The sequence below is a fragment of the Streptomyces alboflavus genome (assembly GCF_000716675.1).
Lineage (GTDB): Bacteria > Actinomycetota > Actinomycetes > Streptomycetales > Streptomycetaceae > Streptomyces > Streptomyces alboflavus.
This window is the reverse complement of sequence record NZ_JNXT01000002.1, coordinates 335732-361976: the sequence shown is the minus strand read 5'-3', so window position 1 is coordinate 361976 and position 26245 is coordinate 335732. Positions and strand designations below refer to the sequence as shown.

The following is a 26245-nucleotide window of genomic DNA, read 5'->3' as shown; positions in this document are numbered from 1 at the left end:
CCCGCGCCCAGCCCTGGGTCTGGGGCCGACCGGCCCCTCCCACCCGCACACGACGGCGCCGCTATGAGTACGTCCTTTGAGGAACGCAGCACTAGGGCCTGTCCGATGGGTCGGCGCGGCGTCGCGGCGACCCATCGGACAGGCCCTAGCCGTCGCGGACGTCGGTGACGGGGACACCGTGGCGGGCGGCGAAGGAGCGGAGCGTGTCGACGAGGGGTCCGGCACCGCCGCCGGGGGTCAGTTGGGCGGTGCGGATGCGGAAGGTGCCGTCCTTGTACCTCCGCACCCACCACGGCTTCGTGAAGGACACCGGCAGTCGGTGGCCCTCGGGCATCCGCACGGTGAGCACGGTGTGCCGCGCCTTCCGGCCCAGCTCGACGGACACCACCTCGCTCCAGCGCAGCACCGCCACGCTCCTGGGCGATGCGATGCCGATGCCCAGGTCGTTCAGGACGAGCCCGTCGCTCAGGGTCACCGTGCCGAGGACGACCAACACCATCAGGAACGCCAGGACCCCGGCGATGACGCGCAGCCCCTCAGAGGCATGGATCACGTCGCCGCGCCACGCGATCGCGGCCAGCGCGAGCGTGAGCAGGACGACGCGCAGGAGCAGCAGGGCCCGGCTGCGTCTGCTGCGGGGGTACGGGGCGATCTGACCGGTGTCCGGTGCCGCCTCGGGACGAGGAGGGTGTGCGGCGGCCCGCCGCGGTCGGGGTGGGGGTGGAGCCGGGCGGGTCCGGACCGGTTCCGAGGGGGTGGGCCGCGGCTGCGTGGGCTCGGCGGGCTCCGGGGCGGTCATGTCCAGGTGGTCGGCGCACAGCACGAGCACCTGCTCCGGTGTGGGCCGCCGGTGCGGCTCCTTGCGCAGGCAGGCGGCGGCGAGGGGGCGCAGCGCCCCCGGCAGCGCGGACACGTCCGCCTCCTCGTGCACCGCCCGGTACAGGAGTCCGTACGCCTGCCCCTGCCCGAACGCGCTGCCGCCCGCCGCCGCGACCAGCACCGCGCCCAGCGCGAACACGTCGCACGCGCCGGTGACCTCGTGCCCCTGTGCCTGCTCGGGCGCGATGAACCCGGGCGTCCCCACGGCCATCTGCCCGACGGTCACCCGCGTGGCCTCCGCGGCGCGGGCGATGCCGAAGTCCAGGACGCGGGGCCCGTCGACGGCGAGCACGATGTTGCCCGGCTTGAGGTCGCGGTGGACCAGGCCGCAGGCGTGGACGGCCTGCAGGGCCTCCGCGAGCGCGGCGGCAAGGGCCCAGAGCCGCCGCTCGTCGAGCGGGCCGCGCCGGGCGATCTCCTCGGCCAGGGTCGGGCCCTCGATGTAGGCGCTGGCCATCCACGGCTGCGGGGCGTCGGGGTCCGCGTCGACGACCGCCGCCGTGTGGAAGCCGCCCACCTTGCGGGCGGCGGCGACCTCTTCGCGAAAGCGCCTCCTGAACTCCGGATCCGCCGCGTACTCCGCCCTGATCACCTTGAGGGCGACCGCCCGCCCCGCACGCGAACGGCCCAGATAGACCGACCCCATGCCGCCGCTCCCCAGCTCGCGCACGATCACATACGCCCCGATGCGTCCCCCGACCACGACACCCCTCTCGGCTCTCCGCCAGCGACGCGGCCACGGAAACCCCCTGCCCGGACACCCGGCACGGGCGGGCCGTCGGCGCGCCCCACCTCCGGATTATGGCGTGTGCGCGTCACGTGCGTGAGGGAGAGAGCAGGAAGAGCAGAGAGCAGGAAGGGGTGAGACGGTCGAGCAGAGACCAAGGGCAGCAGCAGGCACCCCCTCTCCCCAGCCCTCTTCGCTGCGCGGCAAGGACCGGCGAAATCCAGCCGCGTTCCGGCACGTTTTCGGGGTAGAGGCGTTCCTGTGAGACAAGGCTTCATGACGGGCGGGACGGACCAAATGGATCAGGTTGCGGCGGAGAGCGACGCGTCGTCGCTGGTCGGCGTCGACCTGTCGGTGTCCCGTGCCTTCGAGGGCAGCGAGGAGATCGGCGCCGCCCGGGACCTGGCGCGGTCCTTCCTCACCGACATTCAAGCCGTGCACGGGCTGCCCGTCTCCGTGCGCGTCCTGAGCACCGTGCAGCTGGTGGTCAGCGAGCTGGTCACCAACGCCCGCAAGTACGCGCCGGGGCCGTGTCTGCTGACGCTGGAGGCGCAGGGCGGATCCGTCAACGTCACGGTGTGGGACAGCGAACCCGCGCTGCCCGCGGTCCTGCCCGCCGATCCGGACCGGGTCGGTCAGCACGGCCTGGAGATCGTCATGGCTGTGTGCCAGAGCCTGCACGTGCGACGAGAGCCCGTCGGCAAGCGGATCACCACGGCGATCACGCTCGCCGACGACCCTGGCGGGGACGTGGCCGGCCGCGGTCTGTGACCACCGGCCGCTAGCTACCGGCCACCGGCCACCCGCCACAGACAACCGTCCTTGCCCCTGTCCGGCTACAGAAGCTCAATGGGCTCGTTCACCCCGTCCTTCGTCTCCACGACCAGGAAGGACAGGACGTCCTCCCCGATGTTCCTCAGGTCGTGCAGATGGTGCTGCCCCGCCTCGAACTGAAAGTGGAGCGTCTGTCCGCGTACGTACGTGATCTCGCGTGAGGCTCCGTCGCCCGCGTGCTGGCGGGCGCGGCCGTCCGTGAGGGCGATCCACGTGTAGTCGAGGACGTGGCGGTGGACCGGGACGCGCTCGCCCGGCTGGAGCGTGGTCTCCCAGACCCGCAGCGTCTCGGTCTCCTTGAGCAGGGTCTGGCCGACGCGGCCGTTGTGGTCGTTGTCTTCGAAGTCCTTGAACAGCGGCGGGCTCCAGCGGTCGAAGTTCTTGGCCACGACCGTGCTGGTCAGGGGCGGGCTCGAAGGGGCGGGGTGTGACTCGGTGCCCACGAGACGGGTCCTTTCCGAGGGATGTCGGGGTGGTCTGCGCAGTGGCGGCGCCTGGCTCAAGCCGCGTGAGTCGGTCGGCTCACAGGGCGAAGGACAGTGCCTCCAGGAGGGCGTCGTTCGCGCGCTGGTTACCGATGGAGATCCGGCACGTGGCGGGGATGACATGCCCCGTGTCGGCGACGGCGATCCCCGCGTCCCGCAACCGCTCCATCACCAGGTCGTGCTTGTGGAGGCGGACAAGGAGGAAGTTGGTCTGCGAGGGGAACACCCGGTCCACCGCGGGGTGTTCGGCCAGTGCCGCGGCCAGCCGTCTGCGCTCGGCGCGGATGAGCTTGATGCTCGCGAGCGCCGGGCCCGCGTTGGTCAGCCGGTCCCGCACGGCGCGCTGCGAGGCGTCGGTGAACCCGAAGGGCACCTGGAGGCGGCGCAGGGCCTCGATGATGCCGGGCTGCGCGAGGGCGACCCCGCACCGTGCCCCGGCAAGACCCCAGGCCTTGGAGAGGGTGCGGAGCACGATGAGGTTGTCGTGCCGGGCGACCAGGGCCGCGTACGAGGGGTTCTCGCTGAACTCCACGTACGCCTCGTCGATGACCACGACCCCGCTGGTGCCCGTGATGAGGGCGTGCACCTCCTCCGGGTCGAGCCTGGTGCCGACGGGATTGTTCGGGTCGCACAGGATGGTGACCCGCGGGTCCGCCGCCAGGACGCGTTCGGTGTCCAGCTCGGAGAGGTCGTCGCCGCGCAGCGGCACCTCCACGAGCGGCAGCCGCAGGACGCGCGCGAAGTGGGTGTAGAGCGGGAACGTCGGGGGCGTGACGCAGACGCTCTCGCCGGGCGAGGCCAGCGCCGCGAGGAGCAGCATGACGCCGTCCACCGCCCCGCTGGTGAACAGCACATGGTCGGTGGTCAGGGCGTCGACGCCCGCATGGCCGGGCAGCGCCGCGATGGTGCGCAGGTAGGTGTGGGCGAGCTCGGCCGTGTCGAGGTGGGGGTACTGGCTCTCGGGTCCGAGGAACGGGTTGGTGTTGCTCGTCAGGTCGACCGTGTCGAACCGCGGCTGGTGGCGGAAGCGGGCCGGGCCCGGCACCGGCACCGTCGTGACGGGCGGGGCCGTGAACCGCGACAGCTCCGGTTCCTGCCGCCCGTCCTGCGGGACCGTGACCTCCGGGGCACGCAGCCAGTGGTCGACGGGCACGAACAGGTCGGCCCCGAGGCACCGCATGCGCTCGGCGTCACCGCGGCCGAGGTGCACCCACTCCAGCCCGGACGTCCTGGCGTCGACGTACAACTGGTAGAGGGTGGCCGCGTACAGGTCGTCGCGCACGGCGGCGTCCTCGTGGTCGATGGCCTGCGTGAGGCAGTAGACGCCCCGGCCGTTGTGGGACGTGATCGTCAGCCCGGCCTGGACGACGGTGTCGCCGCGCCGGCGTACGAACATCTCGGTGCGGTCGGCCAGCGCGCCATGGGCGAGGGCGTCGAGGGCGTCGGCGTTGTACGGGAGGTGGCGGCCGTCGCGCTCACGCCGACCGTCGCCCTCATGCCCGTGCTCCGTCGCACGCCCGCTCCCGGCCTCATGCCCGTGCTCCGCCGGACGCCTCCGCTCCGCCTGGCGCCTGTGGAGGTCCGCGAAGGCCTCCCGCGCCCACGGCTTCCCGTCGAGGTCGCGGAGCCGTATCCGCTGCCACGTGGCTTCCTGGGACACGGCATGGTGACGGCGCCGGACGTCGCGGAGCCGGTCGGCGCCGACGCGGGTCCGCAGCACGTCGTCCACCTCCCCGGTCAGCCGCACGACACACTCGGGGTCGGCGGGAACCGGCACGAGGCCCGCCGCCCGCAGCGCGCCGGTGTCGTCGCTGCGGCGCACCCCGGGCACGAGGATCTGGCGCACGTCCAGCGCCTCGGCGCGGCGGGCAAGATCCGCCAGGGCGTGCGGGGCGGGGACGGGGCTCGTCGGGCTGTACAGGGAGCCGCCGCCGATGAGGGTGGGGCGTTCCAGGACCGCGGGGTCGAGCGTGGCGAACGCCGGGGTGTCCTGGTCGAGTCGGGCCAACGGGGCCACGGGTTCCGCGGAGCCGAGGGCGGCGCACAGGACCTGCTGGAGCGCGTCGAGATCTGAGGGCCTGCGCATGCTAGCTCCGTCCGCTGTCGAGCCGGGTGTCGAAGTACTCCCCGATGCGTTCCTGGTACTCCTCGAACAGCTCCGCCAGAGTGCGGGCGATGCCGGTCTTCCAGGCGACCGAGCAGTCGCCGATCAGGCCGCGGCGGACGCTGTGGTCGAAGATCGCGGTCTCGCGGCTGAAGTCGCCCCGCTCCAGGAGGACCGGCACTCCGGTGAGCGCGGACATGTACTCCAGCAGGTCGGTGACGCCGACCTCCTCGTCACCGCCCCAGTTCACGACCTGCGCGGGCGTGCGCGCCGCCTCCCACAGAAGCGGCACCTGCCGGACGACGTCGTCGGTGTGCAGGAGGTTGCAGTAGTTCTGGCCCTCGCGCGGCACCGCGCACGGCTCGCCCCGGCGCATCTCGTTGAAGAGGATCATGGGGACGCCGCCGTGGCCGTACGGGCCGTAGGCGATGTTGAGCCGGGCGATCACCGAGGGCAGCCCGAGCGCCTCGGCCAGGCCCCGCACGACTCCTTCGGCGGAGAGCTTGGCGACGGGGTAGGTCGGCAGCCAGGGCGCGGTGCCGCCGAGGGGGTCGCCCTCCCGGTAGCGGTGGGTGCCGTCGGCCCGGTTGTAGACGACGCCGGACGACACGTACAGGAACGCCTCCGCGGTGGCGCAGTGCGTCATGAGCCGCGCCGTGCCGACGGCGTTGACGCGCGCGGTCGCGTCGAAGTCCGTCTTGTCCCCGCGGTGCACCGCGGAGTGCAGGACGTGGGTGAAGTCGCGCGGCAGGTCCTCCAGGTCGCCGTCGGCCATGTCCCAGGTGAAGGTGCGGGCGCCCTGTTCCTCAAGGGCCTTGCGGGCGGTGAGGTCGCCGAAGCGGCCGAGGCACCACACTTCGTTGTCGGCGGCGAGCGCCTCGGCGACGGGCCGCGCGACCTGGCCGGTGCCGCCGGTGATCAGGATCTTCTTGCCTTGCATGGTCAGTGGCTCCTGGTGGTGTGCGTGGTCAGTGGCTCTTGGCCGTGTCGGCGATGTCGGCGCTGTCTGCGATGTCGGCGCTGTCTGCGGTCTGTCCCGCGAGTGCGCGTCCCAGTTCGCGCCGCAGGGTCGCCTGGAAGGTCTGTACGTGCTGCGGGCTCATGAGGGTGTAGTGCTCGCCGTCGACCTCGATGTACCGGTTGGTGGCACGGGTGAAGTCGTCCCAGTGGCGGAGCTGGTCGTTCAGCCACTCCTCCTTGGTGCCGCGCAGCGGGGTGCAGTAGAAGACCTGCGTGCGCGCGACAGAGCCGGAGGGTTCGTAGGTGCGGCCGAGGTGCACCATGCTCTGGGCGAGGTTCACCCAGGCGGTGAACCGCTCGACGGTGAGGTCGAGTTCGGTGAGGCGGCGCTGTGGTGCCTGGTCGATCAGATACGCGAGCTGGTCGGCGTCGGGCAGGCCGCGGAGCCTGGTGGTGAGCCCTTCGACGTCGGCCGCGGCGATGAGTTCGAGGAACAGGGCGAGGTTGATGGCTCCGTCGGTGAAGGTGATCTCGTTCATGCGGCCGGAGATGCTCGGCGGCAGATTGAAGACGCCGACGAACCTCACCTCCTCGCCGTCCGCCTCGAGCCGCTTGGCCATCTCGAAGGCGACCGCCGCGCCATAGGAATAGCCCGCGACGGCGTAGGGCCCGCTGGGCTGCGTCCGCCGCATCGCGTCGACGTACGTGGACACCATCTCGTCGAACGACGCGAAGTGGCTCTCGCCCTGACCGAAGCCCCGGGCCCGCAGCGCGTAGAACGGGCGCTCGCCGGTGAAGTACTTGGCGAGGTTCACGAACACGAGCACCTCCCCCAGACCGGGGTGCACGCAGAACAACGGCGTTCCGTCCCCAGTGACCTGGAGGGGCACCAGCGGGTCGTAGGCGGCGTCGCCGTGGGCGCTCCGCCCGCCGGTGAGGCGTCCGGCAAGGGCCCGTACGGTCGGGGCCTGAAGGAGGGTCGCCATCGGTACGTCGTCGATGCCGAACCCGGTCTGGATCTCCAGCTTGAGCCGCAGCACGTCCAGGGAAGTGCCGCCCAGGTCGAAGAAGCTCGCGGTGACCGGCACCGCCTCGACGTTCAGGACGCGGGCGTAGATGCCGGCGAGCGCGGTCTCGGCCGCTCCCTCGGGTGGCACGTGGGCGCCGAGGAAGCGGGTGCTCACCTCGCTCGCCCGGTGGGCCGCCGCGTCCAGGCCGCCCGCTTCGACGGCCGCGCGCAGCCGGGTGCGCTGGATCTTCCCGAGGTTGCTGCGGGGTATCTGCTCCTCGGTGACGGGGAGGATCAGCTGGGGCCTGAATCCCCAGTGCATCACCGTGGAGCTGCGGATGGCCACGATCGCCCGGTACACCGCCGTGTCGTCGGCGGCGTCGCCCGCCGGGACGAACGCGACGGCGAGCTGCTCGGAGTCGGCGCCGTCGGGCCGGGTCGGGAAGGCCGCCACCTGCCCCCGCCGCACGTCGTCCAGCTCGTCGAGGGCCGCTTCCAGGTCGTGGCTGTAGTAGTTGACGCCGTTGACGATGATGGAGTCCTTGGTCCGTCCGACCAGGGTCAGACGGCCGTCGGCGTCGAGGGATCCCAGGTCGCCGGTGCGGAACCAGCCGTCGGCCGTGAAAGCCGCCGCGGTGGCCTCGTCGTTGCCGAAGTACCCGGCGGTGACCATCGGGCCGCGCAGCTGCACCTCGCCCGCGTCCGCCGGCCCCGGCTGGTCGGTGGCGGCCACCACCCGCCCCTCACCGTCGGTGATCCGGATGCGCAGGCCGCCTACCGGCCGCCCCAGTGGGGGGAACTCGGTCCGCAGGTCGCGCGCGGCGAAGTCGCGGTTGAACACGCTGCCCGCGCAGGTCTCGGTCATCCCGAACGCGGGCACGACGACGTCCTGGCGCAGCCCGTAGGGGGCCAGTGCGGCCAGGAAGTCCCGCACGGTCGCGGTCACGGTGGCCTCGCCGCCGGAGATGATGTGCCGCACGTGCGACAGGTCCACTTCGTCCCGGGCGGGGGGCCGCCCGGCGAGCGCCTGGTTGATTTGCCCGAAGAGGAAGTTCGGTGTGAAGGTCACGCGCACCCGGTGCGCCGCGAGCAGCCTGAGGAACTCCACCGGGTCGGCGAGGACCGTCGCGGGCGTGGCCATGACCTGGTCGGCGCCGTTGAACATCGGCAGCAGGTGCGCCTCGATCGCGGCGATGTGGTCGGTGGAGATCCAGTTCAACGAGGTGTCGGTGGGGCCGAGTCCGAGGGCTCCGGCCTTGCCCGCCTGGGCGGCGATCAGGTTGGCGTGGGTGAGCCGGACCGCCTTGCTGGATCCGGTGGACCCGGAGGTGAGCATGAGGAGGGTGAGGTCGCCGGGGTCGGGGGTGTGGGTGGCGGTGGGGTCGGGCTCGGCGTGGCTCAGTTCCTCCACCGTCACGGTGCGCAGACCGATGTCGGGCAGGTCTCCGTGGGTGGCCTTGGAGGCGACGACCAGCGGGTCGTCCAACAGGGTGCGCAGGTGCTCCAGTTGTGGCTGCCACCGGGAGGGGTCGGCGGGCGGCGCGACGGGGCACGGGACGAGGCCGCCGAGGACACAGCCCCAGAAGGCGCGGAAGAAGGACTCGGGGTCGCCCGCGGCGATCAGTACGCGGTCTCCCGGGGCGGCGCCCTGGCCGCGCAGCCCTCGGGTGATCCGGCGGGCGCTGTCCCGCAGTTCGGCGTAGGACAGGAACGAGCCGCCGATGAAGGTGATGCCTCGGGTGGTGTCCCGTGCGGCGCTCTCCAGCAAGTGCGGAAGCGTCGAGGCGGATATGTGGTCCGGCATGGGGGCGAAGACCTCCGATCAGAAGGGTCGGAAAACGGCCCTGAGTTCCATCACGATGGGGTGTTGTGGAATGGCGATGCCGTGCGGGGAGAGGCGGGGGCGCTCATGCGCGCCCGGGCGTCCCCGTGCTTCGGTGTTGCGGTGTTTCGGGAGGGCGTGTGTGGTGCCCGGATGACCTCTTGTCAGCCGTCACGGCCGGATGGCTTCGTGACGTACTCGGGTGATCGAGGGCGGGTGGCGAAGCTCATGGGTCAGCCGAGCTCGTTGAATCGCACGATGTCCTCGATCTTCTGCCGCAGCTTCAGCTCGTCCGGGTCGGACACGATTGCCTGTCCGACGCGGCCGTAGGGACCGAGTGGCGTTTCGGGTGACGACGAGTACTGGATCTCGTCGAAGACGAATCGCCGCTCGAAGTCCTCTTGGGTCAAGGTGTTTCCGTCGGGGCGGCGCAGCAGGAGGTATCCGTAGAATCGCTCCGGTGCGCTGTCACCCGAAGGCTGCTGTATCCGCTCTCCGAGCGCGAGGCTGATCTCGACGTCGAAGAGGTCGACGCCGAACGTCAATTTGTTGACGTCCGGGGAAAGTGCCCCGGGCAGCCGGATCGCGCATTCACCGAAGGTCAGCCCGGATTCCGCCGCGAACACTTCCAGGTGGAAGACGCAGTCGGGCGCGCCCAAGTGGGAAAGCGTCTGTCTGGTGATGTCCTCCGTCTGCTGGAAGAGCGCCGCGTGCCGTCTCTTGTCGAGGATGTGCGCGGCGAGCACGGCGCCGTGTGCCGCGCTCAGCGGTGAGTGGTGATAGCGGGTCATCGACGACCACAGGAGATCGCCGTCGCTCCAGATGCCGTCCATATAAACTTCCGGCGCGTCGATGAAGGACTCGGCGACGATCTGCACGTCCGACTCGCCCGGAAGCACGCCGACGGCTCGCGTGAACTCTTCGGGGGAACGCACGACATTTGTCCGCACGGATCCGGCGCCGGTCGCCGGTTTGACGACGAAGACGTCTCCCAGTTCGCCGACTAGGTCGGCGTGGGAGGTGTCCTGGGTGACATAACGGCAGCGGGCCCGCTTGATCTGCGGCGGCAGTTCGCTCTTCTGCAGATACTTGTCCCGGAAATAAAGGGTCGCCTTCGAGTCCCTGTTTCCCGGAAGGTCCAACTGCTGCCGCAGACAGGCAGCCCCGAACACACCCATCTCGTGCACGCTCAGCGCACCCGCCACATCGTCGAGGCGCGCGGAGAGCACGGCCCGCAGCACCTCCTGGACGTTCTCCATGTCGGCGACGCGCGTGCACCTGCGCCCCGCTGGCGGGCTCGCCGGGGCCTGCACGATGTAGTGGGGATCCAGGCCCCGGCGCCGCAACGCCCGGTGCAGATCCTCCCGGTACCCGATGACGATCATTGTCGGCATTCTTGTCTCCCCCGAATGCAGCCTGCCTCGATGCTTCTGCCGGCCGGGCCTGACGGATCCGCCAGGCTCAGCCGAGCTCGTTGAAACGCACGATGTCCTCGATCGTTTTCTGCAGTTGCAGCTCGTCCTCGTCGGACACGACGGCCTGCCCGACGCGGCCGTAGGGGCCAAGCGGCGCATCGGGCGACGAGGGGTAGTCGATCTCGTCGAAGGTGAAGGCGCGCTCGAAGTCCTCCTGCGTCAGGGCCTGGGAGCGACGCAGCAGGATGTAGCCGTAGAAGCGGCCCGGTGTTCCGCCGTCCAGCTCCTGAATGATCTTCTCCCCGAGCGCGAGGCTGATCTCGGCGTCGAAGAGGTCGACGCCGTACGTCAGTCTGTTGACGTCCGGGGACAGCGCTCCCGGCAGCCGGATCGCGCATTCGCCCAGGGTCAGCCCCGATTCCTCGACGAACGTCTCCATGTGGAAGACGCAATCCGGTGCGCCCAGGCTGGTGAGCACCTGCCCGGCGAGTTCCTCCGCCTGTCGGAACAGGTCCGGGTGCCGCCTTCTGTCCAGGACGTGCGCGGCGAGGACACCGCCCTTCACGGCACTGAGGGGCGCGATGTGATTGCTGCTCATGGACGACCAGCGAAGCTCGCCGCCCTCCCAGATGCCGTCCGTGTAGACCTCCGGGGCCTCGATGAAGGACTCGGCGACCACACCCACATCCGAGTGCCCAGGCAGCTCCTGGAGCGCTCGCTCGTATTCGTCAGGAGTGCGCACGATTTCCGTACGCAGTGAACCCGCTCCGGTCGCGGGTTTGACGACGAACACGTCACCCAACTCGGCGGCGAGGTCGGCAAAAGAAGTCCCTGGCGCGACATAACGGCACCGCGCCCGTCTGACGCTGTCCGGAAGTCCGCTCTTCTGCAGGTACTTGTCCCGGAAATAGAGGGTCGCCTTCGAGTCCCTGTTTCCGGGAAGGTCCAACTGCTGCCGCAGATAGGCCGCCCCGAACACACCCATCTCATGCACGCTCAGCACACCCGCCACATCGTCGAGGCGCGCGGAGAGCACCGCTCTCAGCAATTCCTGGGCGTTCTCCATGTCGGCGACGCTCGTGAACCTCCGCCCCGGCGGCGGGCTCATCGGTGCCTGTACGAGGTAGTAGGGATCAAAACCGCGACTCCGCACCGCGCGGTCAAGGTCGTCACGGTATCCAACAACAATGATAGACGGCACTCTTGCATCCCCCGAATTACGTCAAGCCAACACCATCAACAAGTCGTTCCCAGCAAGACAGGATCTACGTCGAGAGTTTCGCAATCGGTTACTTGGACCATGAGCAATCCGTTGGCATCGTGCCACAACCAAACAGCTGTGTGGATATGCCGGACCAAGATCTTTTACGGGTGAGATGTGACATGGATCACAAGTCAAATCTTTCCCTGGAAGGCCCTCGAAACCGCTTGGTCAGTCAAGGAGAAGAGGGTTCGGCAGTGCCGCACCATGGTGCATGCGCAGCAGTGTGTGCACGACGCCCGAAAGGCCCGACATGAGGCTCGGCGAGAACGCTTCACGTGCCAAACCGCCGACCGGCCCGCGCTGTTCGAGACCGGTGAGGATTTCCCCGTCGAGGTCGGACGCACTGCCGAAGTCCACGTCGGACGCACCGTCGAGGTCCAGGGACGTGAGGAATTCCCAGAGGCCGAGGTCGCCGTGGCACAGCGTGTGGCTCCAGCCGAAGCCCTCCGCCGCGCCGGCACACGCGGCACGGCGGACCATGTCCAGGTGCACCGGATCACCCGTGCGCCGGTGCAGGTCGAGCATGCCGACGCCGATTCCGGTGCTGCCGTGGCACCAACTGGTGAAGAAGTCCTCCTCGGCGCCGACGCGCACGTCGAGCCAGTTGCCGTCCTCGGGCCGGTACAGGGACTCCTGGAACGCGAAGGCCCGCTCGGCCAGCCGCCGCCACCCGCCCCGGTCGGCCGCCGTGCCCGCGTCGCTGAGGGCGAGCCTGGTCAGCGCCCAGCCGATGCCGGTGGCGCCGTGCGCGAAGCCGCCGATGCCCTCGGGGTTGAGCCGCGTCGCCCAGCGGGCCCCGCCCTCCTCGACCGTGGCCAGGCCCTCCAGGCGGCGCCCGATGTGCGCGGCGGCGGCCAGCCACCGGTCCTGCCCCGTCGCCGCGGCCAGGCCGAGCAGCGGCACGACCGCGCCCGCGACCCCGTTCAGGAGGTCCACCTCGACGTCGTCCTCGACCAACCGCCCCGACGGCGCGAGCAGTTCGGCCCGCGCCGCGGCCCGCTCCAGGAGCCAGTCGTCGCCGAGGACGCGGTGCAGCGCCAGCCACGTCCACACCTGCGACGCCGCGCCGCTGAACGCCCCCGCCGACGGCGTGGCCGTCCGGTCCTCCGTGCCGACCAGGACCCGCAGCGCCCCCTCGAACACCTCGCCGACTTCCGGCACCGGATCCGCCCGCCCCGCCCGCACCTCGCTCCCGTACTCCGCGAGCGTCAGCGCCACCCCTCCCTGCCCGGTGTAGAGGTCGGCGGGCAGCACCCTGATCGACCAACCCGCGGGCGTGAACACCGGGCTGATCCACGTGAACGTGCCGTCATCGCCGCGCACCGCCCCGTCGCACAGCCGCCGCACCATCCGCGCGGCCAGGGCCCGACGGCGCCTCTCCCGGTCCCGGGCGTGCGGCTCGTGGGCGGCCGCCTGCACCCGCGCGGGCAGCGAACGCTCATTGAGGTACGCGCCCACCAGCGCGTCCTGGATCACCGACTCCTCGAAGGCGAGATCGGCGCCGCGCCAGTCCGCGACGGTGGCACCGACGGCGGCCGCGTCCACGGTGAAGCTGAACATCGGCACGTCCCCGACCAGCAGGTCGGCGATCTCGGCGGCGATGGCCACGCGGTCCGTCGGCGCGCCGGGCAGCACGTCGGCGTTGCGGCGCAGGATGTCCCGGGCGCGCTCGACGGCCGCCGTCTCGTCGTGCAGGGAGGCCGGGTGCCAGAGCATCCGGCCGATGTCGACGTAGGCCTGCGTGGGCCGCAGGATGCGCCGCGCCCGGGTGCCCTCGAACCGGCGAAGGAGCCGGTGCGGGTCGGTGCCGGGCCGGCGCAGGTGCGCGGTCATCTCCCGGAACCCGGCCAGGATCCGGTCCCAGTACGCGCTCAGTACGGGGGTGGGGCTCGGGTGGTTGCCCGCCGTGGGCATCGCGACCAGGTCCACCTCGAAGCGGGCCGCCGCGGTGCCGCCGTCGGCGATCACGGGGTTCGGGATCAGCGGCTGTTGGCCGGGCAGCGCCCCGACGCCGGAGATGTCCACGCCCGCGAGCGCAAAGCCGGTGCCGCGCACGGGCAGCAGTCCGGTGCGCAGGACGGTGCGGCGGATCGCGGCGGCCGCCACGTCGACCGCGTCACCCTGGCCGCTGGGCGGGAAGGGGGCGGGGGTGTCGAACAGCGTCTCGCCGTCCACGATCACCGGCACCGGACCCGCGGCGATCATGTTCTCGGCGTGCATGTCGGTGCCGCCGGTGAGGCGCAGCACGGCCAGCCAGTGGCCGACGTTCCGGTAGAACGCGGCGAGCTCGGCGTCGTCGGCGCAGTAGCGGTGGCGGACGAACTCGGCCCAGCCGTAGCCCTCGCGCGCGAGGGTGCGCGGCACCCGGATGCGGCGCTCCGGCGCCGGGGCGTCGGGGAAGTCCGTGAACAGCTCGTCCAGCAGGGCGCCGAGGGCGACATCGGTGCCGGACGGTCGCGGCTTGTACATGACGCTTCCGGTGGCGAAGTCGGCCCGGCTGACGGTCAGGCCGCCCCGGTGGCTGTCGCCCGCGCCGAACGCGAGGGCCCGTAACTCCCCCGCGGGCGCGCCGAGCAGGGGCCGCAGCCGTTCGCGGTCGGCGCCGAGCCGTTCGGCGAAGGAGGCCGTCGCGGCCACGGAGAGCCGTGCCACCGCAGCGATCCGCGCGCCGAGTGTCGGATAGCGCTCGGCGAGCCGGTCGACGTAACCCTCCTGGCAGGCCTGCTCGATGAACGCGACCCAGGTCCGCGTGTCGGACCCGGACCCGGTGCCCTCGCCGGCGCGCACACCGGCGGCCGCCATGCGCAGCGCGTGCAGCTCGATCAGGAAGAGGCGGGACAGCTTGGCGTGCAAGGACCGCAGCAGGGAGGTGTGCCCGGCGTCGAGGACCACGTCCCGCTCGGCGCGGCCGAGCCCGTCCACGGCGGCGAGGCGCCGGGCCAGCTCGTCGTGCCAGGGGCGGGCGATGGCGCGTACCGGCTGGGCGAACCAGTCCGCCTCGTGCCGCTGCTCCCCGCTCCGCTCCCCAGGTCTGTGTCCCGCCGCCGGTCCGCTCACCGTCCACCATCCCCCTGTCCGAAGACCGCCACCCAGACACTGCGAACAAGCGCGGAAAGGCTCGGTCGCCGCAGGCTCAGCAGAGACCGCGGAGCGCCGACCGCAGGGCGCGAGGAACCACGCGACAAGTCCGGGCACGCGACGTCACGCGCGATCCCCCACGCCCGCTCGTCGGGTCAGCAGCACCAACTGCCGTGGGAACCGCTCGGGCTGGAGCAGAAGCCGTAGAGGGAGTCACTCGGATCGGTGAGCGCGGCCTCGGCGGCGGTGCCGCCGACGTACAGCGGCCCGGCGGGGTTCGCCTGGCCGTAGGCGCTCTCGGCGCCCGACAGCCAGGCGGTGAGCACGGCGGTGGTCGGAACACTGGTGTGGTGCATCAGCGGCCTCCGGACGTGGGGAACGCGGGACGGATCGCCCGAGCCTTGAGTATCAGCCGGAACTGAACACTCGTCAGACGACAATTCCGGCCACAGTGCGCAGGCGTCAGGCGCAGGTGGGGCAGAGCCCGCGGTAGGTGACCTCGACCTGCGACACCGTGAAGCCGAAGCGCTGTTCCTGCGGCAGGTCGGCGAGGGGGTCGCCGCTCGGGTGGACGTCGCGGATGGCACCGCAGTGGGAGCACACCAGGTGCTGGTGGGGGTGGTGGGCGTTGGGGTCGTACCGCTTGGCACGGCCGTCGGTGGAGACCTCCATGACCTCGCCGAGGGAGACCATCTCGCCCAGGGTGTTGTAGACCGTCGCCCGGGAGATCTCCGGCAGCAGGTGCGCCGCGCGCGCGTGCACTTCGTCGGCCGTCAGGTGCACGTGGTCGCCGTCGAGGACCTCCGCGACGACACGCCGCTGAGAGGTCACCCGCCAGCCACGCCCTCGCAGTCGCTCCAGCAGGTCGCTCATATCGGTTCACCCATTCAGGCTCGGTGGCGTACGCCGAGTTTACCGGCAGCCGTACGGATTCTGAATCAATATGAATCAGTTGAGCTTCTTGACCTGGACAGCGTCCATCGTAGGATCGGGTTCCTACGATGACCAAGGGAGCGGGACGGTCCGGTTCGATCGGCCCCACCTCCCCCGCCAGACCTCGTCCGGCGGTCACCGTTCCTCGCGCGCACTCCTCCAGCACCACGATTCACTCAGTTCGAAAGGCTTCCCATGGCTGAGAACCCGGACGCAATCGTCACCGACGCGAAGCTCGAGGAGGGCGGAGGCTGCCCGGTCGCCCATGGCCGAGCACCGCACCCCACGCAGGGCGGCGGCAACCGACAGTGGTGGGCGGAACGGCTGAATCTGAAGATCCTCGCCAAGAACCCCGCCGTGGCCAACCCGCTCGGTGAGGACTTCGACTACGCCGAGGCGTTCAGCTCCCTCGACCTGCCGGCCGTCAAACGGGACATCGCCGACGTGCTCACCACCTCGCAGGACTGGTGGCCCGCCGACTTCGGCAACTACGGCCCGCTGATGATCCGCATGGCCTGGCACAGCGCGGGCACGTACCGCATCAGCGACGGCCGCGGCGGCGCCGGCGCCGGCCAGCAGCGGTTCGCGCCGCTCAACAGCTGGCCGGACAACGCCAGCCTCGACAAGGCGCGCCGACTGCTGTGGCCGGTCAAGAAGAAGTACGGCAAGAGCATCTCCTGGGCCGACCTGATGGTCCTCACCGGCAATGTCGCCCTGGAGACGATGGGCTTCAAGACCTTCGGCTTCGCCGGCGGCCGCGAGGACGTGTGGGAGCCGGAGGAGGACGTCTACTGGGGCCCCGAGACCGAGTGGCTCGGCGACGCCCGCTACACCGGTGACCGCGAGCTGGAGAACCCGCTCGGCGCGGTCCAGATGGGCCTCATCTACGTCAACCCCGAGGGCCCCAACGGCAACCCGGACCCGATCGCCGCGGCCCGCGACATCCGGGAGACGTTCCGCCGCATGGCGATGAACGACGAGGAGACCGTCGCCCTCATCGCCGGTGGCCACACCTTCGGCAAGACCCACGGCGCGGGCCCCGCGGACAACGTCGGCGATGACCCCGAGGCCGCCCCGATGGAGCAGCAGGGCCTCGGCTGGAAGAGCACGTACAACACGGGCGTCGGCAAGGACGCGATCACGTCGGGCCTCGAGGTCACCTGGACCGAGACGCCGACGCAGTGGAGCAACCTCTTCTTCAAGAACCTCTTCGAGTACGAGTACGAGCTCACCCAGAGCCCGGCCGGCGCGAACCAGTGGGTGGCGAAGAACGCCGAGGCGATCATCCCGGACGCCTTCGACTCGTCGAAGAAGCACCTCCCGACGATGCTCACCACGGACCTCTCGCTGCGCTTCGACCCGATCTACGAGCCGATCTCGCGCCGCTTCTACGAGAACCCGGAGGAGTTCGCGGACGCCTTCGCCCGCGCCTGGTACAAGCTGACGCACCGTGACATGGGCCCGGTCGTCCGCTACCTCGGCCCGGAGGTCCCCGCCGAGGAACTGCTGTGGCAGGACCCGCTGCCCGCGCGCACCGGTGAGGTCATCGACGCCGCCGACATCGCCGACCTCAAGGAGCGGGTGCTCGGCTCCGGCCTCACCGTCTCCCAGCTGGTCTCCACCGCCTGGGCCGCGGCCTCGTCCTTCCGCGGCAGCGACAAGCGCGGCGGCGCCAACGGCGCCCGCATCCGCCTGGAGCCGCAGCGCAACTGGGAGGTCAACAACCCGGACGAGCTCGCCCAGGTCCTCCGCACGCTCGAAGGCATCAAGGAGGCCTTCGACTCCGCGGGCGGCAAGCAGGTGTCGCTGGCCGACCTGATCGTCCTCGCGGGCACCGCGGCCGTCGAGAAGGCGGCCAAGGACGGCGGCGTCGAGGTCCAGGTGCCGTTCTCGCCGGGCCGTGTCGACGCCACGCAGGAGCAGACGGACGTCGAGTCGTTCGACGCCCTGGAGCCCGCCGCCGACGGCTTCCGCAACTACACCGGCAAGGGCAACCGCCTCCCGGCCGAGTACCTGCTGCTCGACAAGGCGAACCTGCTCACGGTGAGCGCCCCCGAGCTGACCGTCCTCGTCGGCGGTCTGCGCGTCCTGGGCGCCAACCACGGGCAGTCGAAGCACGGCGTCCTCACCGACAAGCCGGGCACGCTGACCAACGACTTCTTCGTCAACCTCCTCGACCTGGGGACGGAGTGGAAGTCGACGTCCTCGGCGCAGGACGAGTTCGAGGCCCGCGACGCGAGCGGCGCGGTCAAGTGGACCGGCACCCGCGCCGACCTGGTCTTCGGCTCGAACTCCGAGCTGCGGGCGCTGGCAGAGGTCTACGCGAGCGACGACGCCAAGGAGAAGTTCGTGCGCGACTTCGCCGCCGCGTGGAGCAAGGTCATGGACCTCGACCGGTTCGACCTCGGCTGAGAAGTCCCTGACGTCGACTGACTGTTGACGTCGGCTCACAGCACGGACGTCCAGGTCGGCCGGAATCGGCCGACCTGGACGTTTTTCGTGCGGCCGATCCTGGCGGAACCGCTCCCTTTCGGGAAGCCATATATCGGCCTCTTGGGTCATATGGGCGGCGCATTTCCCATCCCGCACCTTCCGGTCATTGAAGGACATCAAACCGCCAACTGTCACGGAGCCTTGCCTTCCGGTGCGAAAGCGATGGCATCGTCCGGATGCGGCGCCCAACAGGGCACCGCTGGAAGAACTGCCTGACTCAAGGAGTTCCTTTCGTGGGGAAGAAAGCCGGCACGTTTCTCGTAACCGCCGCACTCGCTTCGATGGCCCTCGTCGGCCAGGCGAGTGCGGCTCCCACCGACCACAGCGCCGCCACCAGCGGCAAGGCACGGGCGGGAATCCTCTCGGATCAAGTGCGCTACGCCCCCTTCACCCTGAACCACAACGAGTCCGTCAGCTCCGAGACGGCCAGACTGGTCATGCAGTCCGACGGCAACCTCGTGGTCTACGACGAGTTCAACCGGGCCAGATGGGCCTCGCGCACGGTTGGCAAGGGCTGGACCGCCCGCCTGCAGGAGGACGGCAACTTCGTCGTCTACACCCGCAGCGGAGCGCCCGTCTGGGCCTCCAACACCGCGGGACGCCCCGGTTCCCGCCTGGTCGTCCAGGACGACGGCAACGTCGTGATCTACGACGGCAGCCGCGCGGTCTGGGCCTCCAACACCGCCCACTGAGCAGCGCGCACCGCGCTCTCTCGCACCACAGGCCGGGCCCTCGCGAGGGCCCGGCCTTCGTCGCGCCGCTGTGTCACAGCCGCGGCGCGCGGCGCGTCACACGCGGTCGGCGACGATCAGCAGATACTGGAAACTGCCGTTGCGGTAGGCGTTCAGGAACGTTTCTTCGATTCCCGTCACCAGATGGTCGGCCTCCTGCCGCAGCTCCCAATAGGGCATGGCGGCGGCCGTCAGATCCTCCACGTGCACCGGTACGAGGCGGTGGCGCGCCATCGCCCGGAAGTATTCCGAGCGCGGGTGGATGTCGCAGATGTAGTGGGCGTTGATGAGGGACACCTCGCGTGATGCCCGCCCGTAGGTGTCGTTGTAGCAGCCGGTGATCGTGACGTACCTGCCGCCGCGGCGCAGCAGCCGGGCGTGCTCGGCGAACAGCAGCTCCAGCTCGACGTACATCGTCGACTCGTTGTTCCACGACGCCGCGAACGCGCCGGTCGGGAAGCCGGTGTCGAGCATGTTCAGGTGGTGGTAGCGCACCTTGTCGTCGATGTGCCGCTTGCGGGCCTGCTCGCCCGCGAAGTCGGCCTGCTTCTCGGAGAGCGTGACGCCGTCGGCGTAGCAGTCGTAGCGCAGGTGGGCCACGACGGAGCCCCCGCCGCGCCCGCAGCCCGCGTCGAAGACCCGGTCCGTGGGCGAGAGCGGGCCGAGGTGGGAGGCGAGCAGGTCGGCCTGGGCCTGTTCGAGCCGGTGCAACTCGGCGGTGATCCGCTCCTGCCGGGCCGCGGGGTCGGCCACGTCGAGCACGGACCGGTCGGCCGCTCCGATGCCGTAGTGGTGGTGGTAGAGGTCGTCGATCCTCCCGAGTTCGAGATTGACCGGGTTCTCCTCGGCGTTCCAGTAGTCCGCGACGCGGTTCTGGTACGTGGACTGGGCGGGCACCGGTACGGCGTTGGCGGGCCGGGCGTCGGCAATGGTCAACAGGGTCTCCTCATGGTGCGGGCGGCGACGGGTCGGGCGGGCGGACCCGCCGGTGACGGGATTCACCAGTAGTTGGGCAGGTGGTAGCGGTGGGTGTTGGTGGCGTGCCACTCGTGGTTGCCCGCCACCCAGGCGGCGAGGCCCCTGGCGTAGCGCTCGACGAGCGGTGAGGTGGCCGCGAGGACCGCGGACTCCTCCTCGAAGGCCGCCATCACCTCGTTGTGGATCTCCACGGCCTTCAGGTACGCCGCCTTGAGGCCGCAGCGTTCGTTGGCGGCGATGGCCTGGGGCAGATTCATGTGGGTGGGGTCGCCGGCCAGCTCCTTGGTGAAGGAGTACAGGTCGTTGACGATGGTCGTGGCGTTGCAGGCGAGCGCGGTGATCCGCTGGATCTCCGGGCGGGCGTAGACCGGCTCGGGCAGTTCGTAGCCGTCCACGGCGTCGACGATCGACAGGCAGGGGCGGAAGTTGTTGAACTGCCGCATCACCAGGTACTCCCACACCTTGGGCGCGTACCGGGTCTCGGCCCAGGCGGCCTCCCCGAGGTAGCCGAGGTGCAGCCGGGCGATGTCGTGCACGAACCGGTCGCTCTGGCTGGGCGTGGCGAAGGCCGCGAAGTCCTTCATGGCCTGGTGGTACGAGCGGAGCGGACCGTCGCCCTGGACGCCGCGGCGCCACTGCTCCTCCACCGCGGGGGCGCCGTGGAACGGGTCGATCGCCGCCTGGGCGAGGACGAGGCGGCCGCCGAGGCCGCGCGGAGTGCCGCCCCTGCCCTCCTCGGCCTCGCAGTAGCAGCTGTCGACGAGGTTCTCGGCGAGCAGCAGCTTGCCCGCGGCCGTGAGGCGCTCCACGTCGACGGCGCCCGGATGCTGCAGCACCACGGCCCGGCCGAACTGGAAGCCCGCGAAGTCGCCCTTCCAGGCCGCGGGGAACAGGTCGTGCTCGTGCGCCCAGGCCTCCAGCCTGCGGTCGACCTCGGCGACCTTGGCGGGTTCTGCGGGCACGGCGGGCCGGTGGTGCAGGCCGGGGATCGGGCCGCCCCTGCGGGTGGGGCGCAGGGAACGGGCCGGGTTGGGCGGGCCCGGCGGTCGCCAGGGGGGCCGGGCGGGCTGGGGCTCCGGCGTGTGGATCGCGGGCCGGGCGGCGGTGGCGACCGGTGGCTGCGGCGGTGCGGGGATCAGTGGTTCCTCCGGCACGAGGGTGGTGGGTTCGACGGACTCGGATGGTGCGCTCACTCGGCGGTCCGACCGATCTGCACGTTCTCCAGGATCCCGGCCGCGTCGGGGACGAGGATGGCGAGCGAGTAGTAGGCGGTGACCAGATAGCGCATGATCGCGGCGTCGTTGATGCCCATGAACCGGACGTTCAGGCTCGGTTGGTACTCCTCGGGGATGCCCGTCTGGTGCAGCCCGACGACGCCCTGGTCGGCCTCGCCGGTGCGCAGCGCGATGATGCTCGTCGTGTGCTCCTCGCTGATCGGGATCTTGCCGCACGGGAACAGCGGCACGCCCCGCCACGCGGGCACCTCGTGCCCGTCGACGGTGGCGGTGCCCGGCACGAGGCCGCGCTTGTTGCACTGGCGGAAGAACGCCGCGATCGCCTTGGGGTGGGCGAGGAACAGCTTGGTCTTGCGGCGCATGGCGAGGAGCTCGTCGAGGTCGTCGGGGGTGGGCGGCCCTGTGTAGGTGCTGATGCGCTGGCCGTAGTCGACGCTGTGCAGGAGCCCGAACTCGCGGTTGTTGACCAGCTCCCACTCCTGGCGTTCGCGGATCTCCTCGATGGTCAGGCGGAGCTGCTGCTCGGTCTGGTCCATCGGGTTGTTGTAGAGGTCGGCGACCCGGGTGTGGATGCGCAGCACCGTCTGGGTGAGCGACAGTTCGTACTCGCGCGGGGCGAGTTCGTAGTCGACGTAGCCGCCGGAGAGGGTGGGCTCCCCGTGGTGTCCCGCCTGCACGGGGACGTCGGCCTCGCCCTTGCGGTTCATGGGCTTGCTCTGCCGTTCCGCGTACGCGTCCAGGTGCGCCGCGAGGGTGGGTGCGCCCTCCACGATCTGCTGCAGGGAGTCCCAGGGCAGCACGAGCAGGACGCCGGGCGTCTCGGCCCGCACCGAGGTGAGCCAGAGCGGGTCGGGCCTGCCGACGGCCTCGTCGCCCATCTGGTCGCCGTCGGTGACGACGCCGATGACTTCCTCCTCGCCGAACTTGCCGGTGGCGTAGCGGGTGAAGCGGCCGTGCACGACGAGGTAGGTCTCGGTGACGGGCTGTCCGGCGTCGAAGAGCACCTCTCCGACGCGCACCTGCCGCACCCGGAGGCGGTCGGCGATCTTCTTGAGGACGCCGGTGTCGGAGTAGCCGCGCAGGACGGGCAGTTCGGTGAGGGTCTCGGGGATGACCTTGATGTCGTCGGCGCCGTTCTGCTCGAACTGCACACGCCCTCGGCCGACCTTGAGCTGGAGCCGCCGGTTGACCCGGTAGGTACCGCCCCTGACGTCCGTCCACGGCAGCATCTTCAGCAGCCATCGCGAGGTGATGGCCTGCATCTGCGGTTCGGACTTGGTGGTCGTGGAGAGCTGGCGCGCCGCGAGGGTACTGAGGCTGGTGCGCTGTGCCTCGGCGGCGGTCTCGTCGCCTTGTTCGGTGCTGGGTCCGGCGGCGCTTTCGGACGTGGTCACATTGCCTCCCTGTTCGTGAACGGACATGAGCGGAGGTGCGTGGACGGGCTGGTGCGCGGGTGTGCGGGCAGACGTGTGCGGCGGCGCGTGGCCGCGGTGGACGTCTACGGGTGTGTCACGACTTCGGAAGCGGCTTCGCGATCATCGGCCGCGGTGGACCGGTCGCGGTACGGGGGTGAACTCGGGGGCGGTGGCGTCATCGTCGGGCGGCTGCGGTCAGGGACGGTTTCCGGGGAGGGCGGCGCCATGGCGGCAGCGTCGTGACGGTGTATGCCGCCGGGATGTGCGGGCTGCACGAGCTGCATGGGCTAGCCAAACAGTCCCGGGAGGCAGCGGGGAAGCCCGCCCGGGCGGCGGTCGGACGCAGAAGGTGGTGCGGATCGCCCCAAGGGGCGTGCCCCGGAACGGCGTACGCCTCCCACGCCGGGTCCCCGACCCTGTGCGCCGGGCGTGGCAGGCGCACAGGAGACGTGGAGGGCGGGGAGGCGTACGCCTCTTGCGGTGCGATGGACCGCGGTCGACCGGACAGCGGTGGACAGGGAGAAAGGTGGACGGGGAGCGTCAGGGTCCGTGGAGCGTCAGCGTCCCAGCGTCGGCAGGTACTTCGGCGCCCGCCAGGCGTTCAGTCGGTGCTCCACCGCCGCTCCGAGCGAGAGGAGTTCGGCGTCCTGGCGGTCGCCCGCCATCAGGAGCAGGCCGACCGGAAGTTCGTTCACCTGGCCCGCGGGCACCGAGAGGGACGGGTATCCGGAGACGGCCGCGGGCGTGGAGGACGGGATGATGTCGTTGTCGCCCCGGGCGCAGTCGGTCGTCCAGGCCGGCGGGTTCGTGGGCGCGGCGATGGCGTCGAGGTCGTGGGCGGCCATGGTCTCGTCCACCGAACGGCTGGAGAGGTCCTTCAACTCGGCGCGCATGGCCCGGTACTCGGGGTCGGTGGTGGGCGGCGCCGCGAGGGCCTGTTCGAAGAGTTCCTGCCCGGCGAAGCAGGTCTGCTCGGCGGGGTGGGTGCGGTTGAACTCGATGAGCGCGGCGAGGTCGCGGGGGCCCTTGCGGGTGCCCAGGTAGGCGTCGATGTCCCGGTGGAACTCGCTGAGGAGCGCCGGGAACTCCAGCTCGGCGATCCGCTTCTGGTACGGCGGCGTCACCTCGACGACCTCGGCTCCGGCGGCGCGCAGCTTCCGTGCGGTGCGGGTCATGACGGCGTCGACCTCGGGGCCGAGCGAGGGCAGCCGCCACAGCCCGATGCGCTTTCCGCGCAGGTCGCCGCGGAGCTTCCCGGCGTCGCCGAGCGAGCCGAGTGTGCCGCCGAGGCGGGGCGTGGCGTCGCCGGAGAGCACCGACAGGGTGAGCGCGGTGTCGACGACGTTGCGCGCCATGGGGCCCGCGGTGTCCTGCTCGGCGGAGATCGGCACGACGCCGCTCTGGCTCACCAGGCCGAGGCTCGGCTTGTGGCCGACCACGCCGTTCATCCCGGCCGGGCACACGATGGACCCGTCCGTCTCGGTGCCGATGGCCACCTGGGACAGGGAGGCGGCGAGCGCGGCGGCCGACCCGGAGGAGGAGCCGCAGGGGTTGCGGTCGAGCACGAAGGGGTTGTGGGTCTGGCCGCCGACTGCCGACCACCCCGACGTGGGCTTGGCCGCCCGGAAGTTGGCCCATTCGGACAGGTTGGCCTTGCCCAGGATGACCGCCCCGGCGTCCTTCAGCTTGGCCACGAGGACGGCGTCGGTGCCCGGCGGGCTCCCGGCCAGGGCGAGGGACCCGGCGGTCGTCGGCATGTCACGGGTGTTCACGTTGTCCTTGAGCAGCACGGGGATGCCGTCGAGCGGGCCGAGGGGCTTGCCGCGCCGATGCCTGGCGTCACTGGCGGCCGCCTGCCGCAGTGCCTTCGGGTTGGTGCGCAGGACCGCGTGGATCTTGGGGTCGACGGTCTTGATCCGTTGCAGATAGGCACGGGTGAGCGTGGACGAGGTCAGCGAACCGTCCGCCATGCGTGCCTGCAGCTGAGGGATCGTCACCGTGTCGAGGTAACGGTCGGGCAGGCCCGCGGAACCGGCCGTGCCCGCCCGGGACGAGCCCGTCGGCGCCGGGCCGTCGGGATCCGGCGCGGCGGCCTCCGCCCGTGGGTTCGGCGTGCCCGTCACCAGCGCTCCCGCGGCGATGACGGCGATCAGCGACGCAATGCTCCTCTTCCCCATGAGGGTTAGGTGACTACACGGGCCACGTCCGGCGCAAGGGTGCCGGACCGCACCCCCCGTCACTCGGCCATCGCGCACGTGCCCCATCGGCCACGTCCTGCCCTTCGGGCCCACCAGCCCGCGCCTAGACTCAGCGGATGGCCAAGTACTTCGACGTGCACCCTGAGAACCCGCAGCGGCGCACCATCACCACCGTGGCGGACAGCATCCGGTCCGGCGCGCTCGTCGCGTACCCGACGGACTCCTGCTACGCGCTGGGCTGCCAGTTGGGCAACCGCGACGGCATCGCCCGCATCCGCTCGATCCGGAATCTCGACGACCGTCACCACTTCACGCTGGTGTGCCAGACCTTCGCTCAGCTCGGCGAGTTCGTGCACATCGACAACGACGTGTTCCGCGCGATCAAGGCGGCGACGCCCGGCAGTTACACCTTCATCCTGCCCGCGACGAAGGAGGTGCCGCGCCAGCTGCTGCACCCGAAGAAGAAGACGGTCGGCGTCCGCATCCCCGACCACGTCGTCACCCAGGCGCTCCTCGCCGAGCTGGGCGAGCCGCTGCTCTCCAGCACCCTGCTGCTGCCCGGCGAGGACGCCCCGATGACGCAGGGCTGGGAGATCAAGGAGCGCCTCGACCACGTCGTGGACTCCGTGCTCGACTCCGGGGACTGCGGCACGGAGCCGACGACGGTCATCGACTTCTCCGGCGGCGACATCGAGATCGTGCGCCGGGGTGCCGGGGACACCACGCGCTTCGAGTAGCGGGGGGCGGGGGGCATGGGGAGCCGGACACGGGTCCCCCGGCGCGGGAGCCGGACACGGGTCCCCGGCGCGCGCGGACGCACGGTCGTCGAGTGCACCCGCAGGTGGCCCGTAGAATCGACGCCTGTGGCGGACACCCAGTACGAAGACCTGTTGAAGTCGGTGCTCACCTCCGGGACGGCCAAGGCCGACCGGACGGGCACCGGCACCCGAAGCATCTTCGGGCACCAATTGCGCTATGACCTCTCCCAGGGGTTTCCGCTGGTCACCACCAAGAAGGTGCACCTGAAGTCCATCGTGTACGAACTCCTGTGGTTCCTGCGCGGCGACTCGAACGTCGGCTGGCTGCGGGAGCACGGCGTCACCATCTGGGACGAGTGGGCCGACGCCAAGGGCGACCTCGGCCCCGTCTACGGCGCCCAGTGGCGCTCCTGGCCCACCCCGGACGGCGGGCACGTCGACCAGCTCAGCGAGGTCCTCGACACGCTGCGCCGGAACCCGGACTCGCGCCGGATGATCGTCTCCGCCTGGAACGTCGGCGAGCTCGACAAGATGGCGCTCGCGCCGTGCCACGCCTTCTTCCAGTTCTACGTGGCCGACGGCAAGCTCTCCTGCCAGCTGTACCAGCGCAGCGCCGACCTGTTCCTCGGCGTCCCGTTCAACATCGCCAGCTACGCCCTGCTCACGCACATGGTGGCGCAGCAGGTCGGCCTCGAGCCGGGTGACTTCATCTGGACCGGCGGCGACTGCCACATCTACGACAACCACGTCGAGCAGGTGACCGAACAGCTCTCGCGCGCCCCGTACGCGTTCCCCCGGCTGCGGCTGCGCCAGGCCGACTCGCTCTTCGACTACGCCTACTCCGACGTGGAAGTGGTCGACTACCGGCACCACCCGGCCATCAAGGCCCCGGTCGCCGTATGAACGCCGGGCGGAGCGGTGGGAGCG

19 protein-coding genes are annotated in these 26245 nt (G+C 70.8%); 5 read left to right on the top strand and 14 right to left on the bottom strand.

From position 1 onward, the window contains the following. Positions 1–145 precede the first annotated feature (145 nt). Positions 146–1582, bottom strand: coding sequence for a serine/threonine-protein kinase (locus tag OO63_RS46535; RefSeq protein ID WP_267885470.1), 1437 nt, complete (start codon positions 1580–1582; stop codon positions 146–148). 321 nt (positions 1583–1903) lie between these two features. Here OO63_RS46535 and OO63_RS03075 point away from each other — a divergent pair, with 321 nt between their 5' ends. Further along, positions 1904–2377 carry an ATP-binding protein gene (locus OO63_RS03075; protein WP_030356742.1) on the top strand — a complete coding sequence of 158 codons (474 nt, stop codon included), beginning with the start codon at positions 1904–1906 and terminating at the stop codon, positions 2375–2377. Between the two features lie 65 nt (positions 2378–2442). On the opposite strand, the gene OO63_RS03070 is transcribed toward OO63_RS03075, so the two are convergent. From OO63_RS03070 to OO63_RS03030, 9 genes are all read right to left on the bottom strand, one after another. Next, positions 2443–2883, bottom strand: a complete 441-nt coding sequence (locus OO63_RS03070; protein ID WP_051810472.1) for a cupin domain-containing protein — start codon at positions 2881–2883, stop codon at positions 2443–2445. Positions 2884–2962: 79 nt separating this feature from the next. Continuing rightward, positions 2963–5011, bottom strand: a complete 2049-nt coding sequence (locus tag OO63_RS03065; protein WP_030356744.1) for an aminotransferase class I/II-fold pyridoxal phosphate-dependent enzyme — start codon at positions 5009–5011, stop codon at positions 2963–2965. Between the two features lies 1 nt (position 5012). Then, the gene (locus OO63_RS03060; RefSeq protein WP_030356745.1) at positions 5013–5969 is read right to left on the bottom strand and encodes an NAD-dependent epimerase/dehydratase family protein; all 957 of its coding nucleotides are present in this window, start codon (positions 5967–5969) and stop codon (positions 5013–5015) included. 28 nt (positions 5970–5997) lie between these two features. Further along, positions 5998–8802, bottom strand: coding sequence for a non-ribosomal peptide synthetase (locus OO63_RS03055; RefSeq protein WP_078618819.1), 2805 nt, complete (start codon positions 8800–8802; stop codon positions 5998–6000). Between the two features lie 251 nt (positions 8803–9053). Beyond that, positions 9054–10214, bottom strand: coding sequence for an ATP-grasp domain-containing protein (locus tag OO63_RS03050; RefSeq protein ID WP_030356747.1), 1161 nt, complete (start codon positions 10212–10214; stop codon positions 9054–9056). A 67-nt stretch (positions 10215–10281) separates the two neighbouring features. Further along, a complete protein-coding gene (locus OO63_RS03045; RefSeq protein WP_030356748.1) occupies positions 10282–11436 on the bottom strand; it encodes an ATP-grasp domain-containing protein in 1155 nt (384 codons plus the stop codon). A gap of 231 nt (positions 11437–11667) precedes the next feature. Continuing rightward, on the bottom strand, positions 11668–14556 hold the full coding sequence (locus tag OO63_RS03040) for a type 2 lanthipeptide synthetase LanM family protein (RefSeq protein WP_078618817.1): 2889 nt from the start codon (positions 14554–14556) through the stop codon (positions 11668–11670). A 176-nt stretch (positions 14557–14732) separates the two neighbouring features. Next, the gene (locus OO63_RS03035) at positions 14733–14933 is read right to left on the bottom strand and encodes a DUF6229 family protein (RefSeq protein WP_030356750.1); all 201 of its coding nucleotides are present in this window, start codon (positions 14931–14933) and stop codon (positions 14733–14735) included. A 106-nt stretch (positions 14934–15039) separates the two neighbouring features. After that, positions 15040–15450 carry a Fur family transcriptional regulator gene (locus tag OO63_RS03030; RefSeq protein WP_030356751.1) on the bottom strand — a complete coding sequence of 137 codons (411 nt, stop codon included), beginning with the start codon at positions 15448–15450 and terminating at the stop codon, positions 15040–15042. A 255-nt stretch (positions 15451–15705) separates the two neighbouring features. On the opposite strand from OO63_RS03030, the gene katG reads away from it, so the two are divergent. Together katG and OO63_RS03020 are read left to right on the top strand one after the other, a co-directional pair. Continuing rightward, positions 15706–17922, top strand: a complete 2217-nt coding sequence (katG, locus tag OO63_RS03025; RefSeq protein ID WP_030356752.1) for a catalase/peroxidase HPI — start codon at positions 15706–15708, stop codon at positions 17920–17922. Positions 17923–18236: 314 nt separating this feature from the next. Next, on the top strand, positions 18237–18695 hold the full coding sequence (locus OO63_RS03020) for a hypothetical protein (protein ID WP_051810471.1): 459 nt from the start codon (positions 18237–18239) through the stop codon (positions 18693–18695). A 96-nt stretch (positions 18696–18791) separates the two neighbouring features. Here the strand turns inward: OO63_RS03020 and OO63_RS03015 are convergent, their stop codons facing one another. The 4 genes from OO63_RS03015 to OO63_RS03000 form a co-directional block, all read right to left on the bottom strand. Beyond that, positions 18792–19670, bottom strand: coding sequence for a geranyl diphosphate 2-C-methyltransferase (locus tag OO63_RS03015; RefSeq protein ID WP_030356754.1), 879 nt, complete (start codon positions 19668–19670; stop codon positions 18792–18794). Positions 19671–19732: 62 nt separating this feature from the next. Further along, a complete protein-coding gene (locus OO63_RS03010) occupies positions 19733–20800 on the bottom strand; it encodes a family 2 encapsulin nanocompartment cargo protein terpene cyclase (protein ID WP_051810486.1) in 1068 nt (355 codons plus the stop codon). Positions 20801–20901: 101 nt separating this feature from the next. Next, the gene (locus OO63_RS03005; RefSeq protein ID WP_030356756.1) at positions 20902–22341 is read right to left on the bottom strand and encodes a family 2B encapsulin nanocompartment shell protein; all 1440 of its coding nucleotides are present in this window, start codon (positions 22339–22341) and stop codon (positions 20902–20904) included. Positions 22342–22919: 578 nt separating this feature from the next. Then, positions 22920–24539 carry an amidase gene (locus OO63_RS03000; protein ID WP_030356757.1) on the bottom strand — a complete coding sequence of 540 codons (1620 nt, stop codon included), beginning with the start codon at positions 24537–24539 and terminating at the stop codon, positions 22920–22922. A gap of 137 nt (positions 24540–24676) precedes the next feature. Between OO63_RS03000 and OO63_RS02995 the strand changes: the two genes are divergently transcribed. Both OO63_RS02995 and OO63_RS02990 read left to right on the top strand, forming a co-directional pair. Next, positions 24677–25297 (top strand): L-threonylcarbamoyladenylate synthase, encoded by a 621-nt coding sequence (locus OO63_RS02995; protein ID WP_030356758.1) that lies wholly within the window; start codon positions 24677–24679, stop codon positions 25295–25297. A gap of 126 nt (positions 25298–25423) precedes the next feature. Beyond that, positions 25424–26221 carry a thymidylate synthase gene (locus OO63_RS02990; RefSeq protein WP_030356759.1) on the top strand — a complete coding sequence of 266 codons (798 nt, stop codon included), beginning with the start codon at positions 25424–25426 and terminating at the stop codon, positions 26219–26221. Positions 26222–26245: the final 24 nt, after the last annotated feature.

Bases quoted from the DNA above. Each gene is read 5' to 3' on its own strand.
- OO63_RS03075 (WP_030356742.1), top strand. From the start codon at position 1,904: ATGGATCAGGTTGCGGCGGAGAGCGACGCGTCGTCGCTGGTCGGCGTC.
- OO63_RS03065 (WP_030356744.1), bottom strand. From the start codon at position 5,011: ATGCGCAGGCCCTCAGATCTCGACGCGCTCCAGCAGGTCCTGTGCGCC.
- OO63_RS03060 (WP_030356745.1), bottom strand. From the start codon at position 5,969: ATGCAAGGCAAGAAGATCCTGATCACCGGCGGCACCGGCCAGGTCGCG.
- OO63_RS03055 (WP_078618819.1), bottom strand. From the start codon at position 8,802: ATGCCGGACCACATATCCGCCTCGACGCTTCCGCACTTGCTGGAGAGC.
- OO63_RS03050 (WP_030356747.1), bottom strand. From the start codon at position 10,214: ATGCCGACAATGATCGTCATCGGGTACCGGGAGGATCTGCACCGGGCG.
- OO63_RS03035 (WP_030356750.1), bottom strand. From the start codon at position 14,933: ATGCACCACACCAGTGTTCCGACCACCGCCGTGCTCACCGCCTGGCTG.
- OO63_RS03030 (WP_030356751.1), bottom strand. From the start codon at position 15,450: ATGAGCGACCTGCTGGAGCGACTGCGAGGGCGTGGCTGGCGGGTGACC.
- katG (WP_030356752.1), top strand. From the start codon at position 15,706: ATGGCTGAGAACCCGGACGCAATCGTCACCGACGCGAAGCTCGAGGAG.
- OO63_RS03000 (WP_030356757.1), bottom strand. From the start codon at position 24,539: ATGGGGAAGAGGAGCATTGCGTCGCTGATCGCCGTCATCGCCGCGGGA.
- OO63_RS02995 (WP_030356758.1), top strand. From the start codon at position 24,677: ATGGCCAAGTACTTCGACGTGCACCCTGAGAACCCGCAGCGGCGCACC.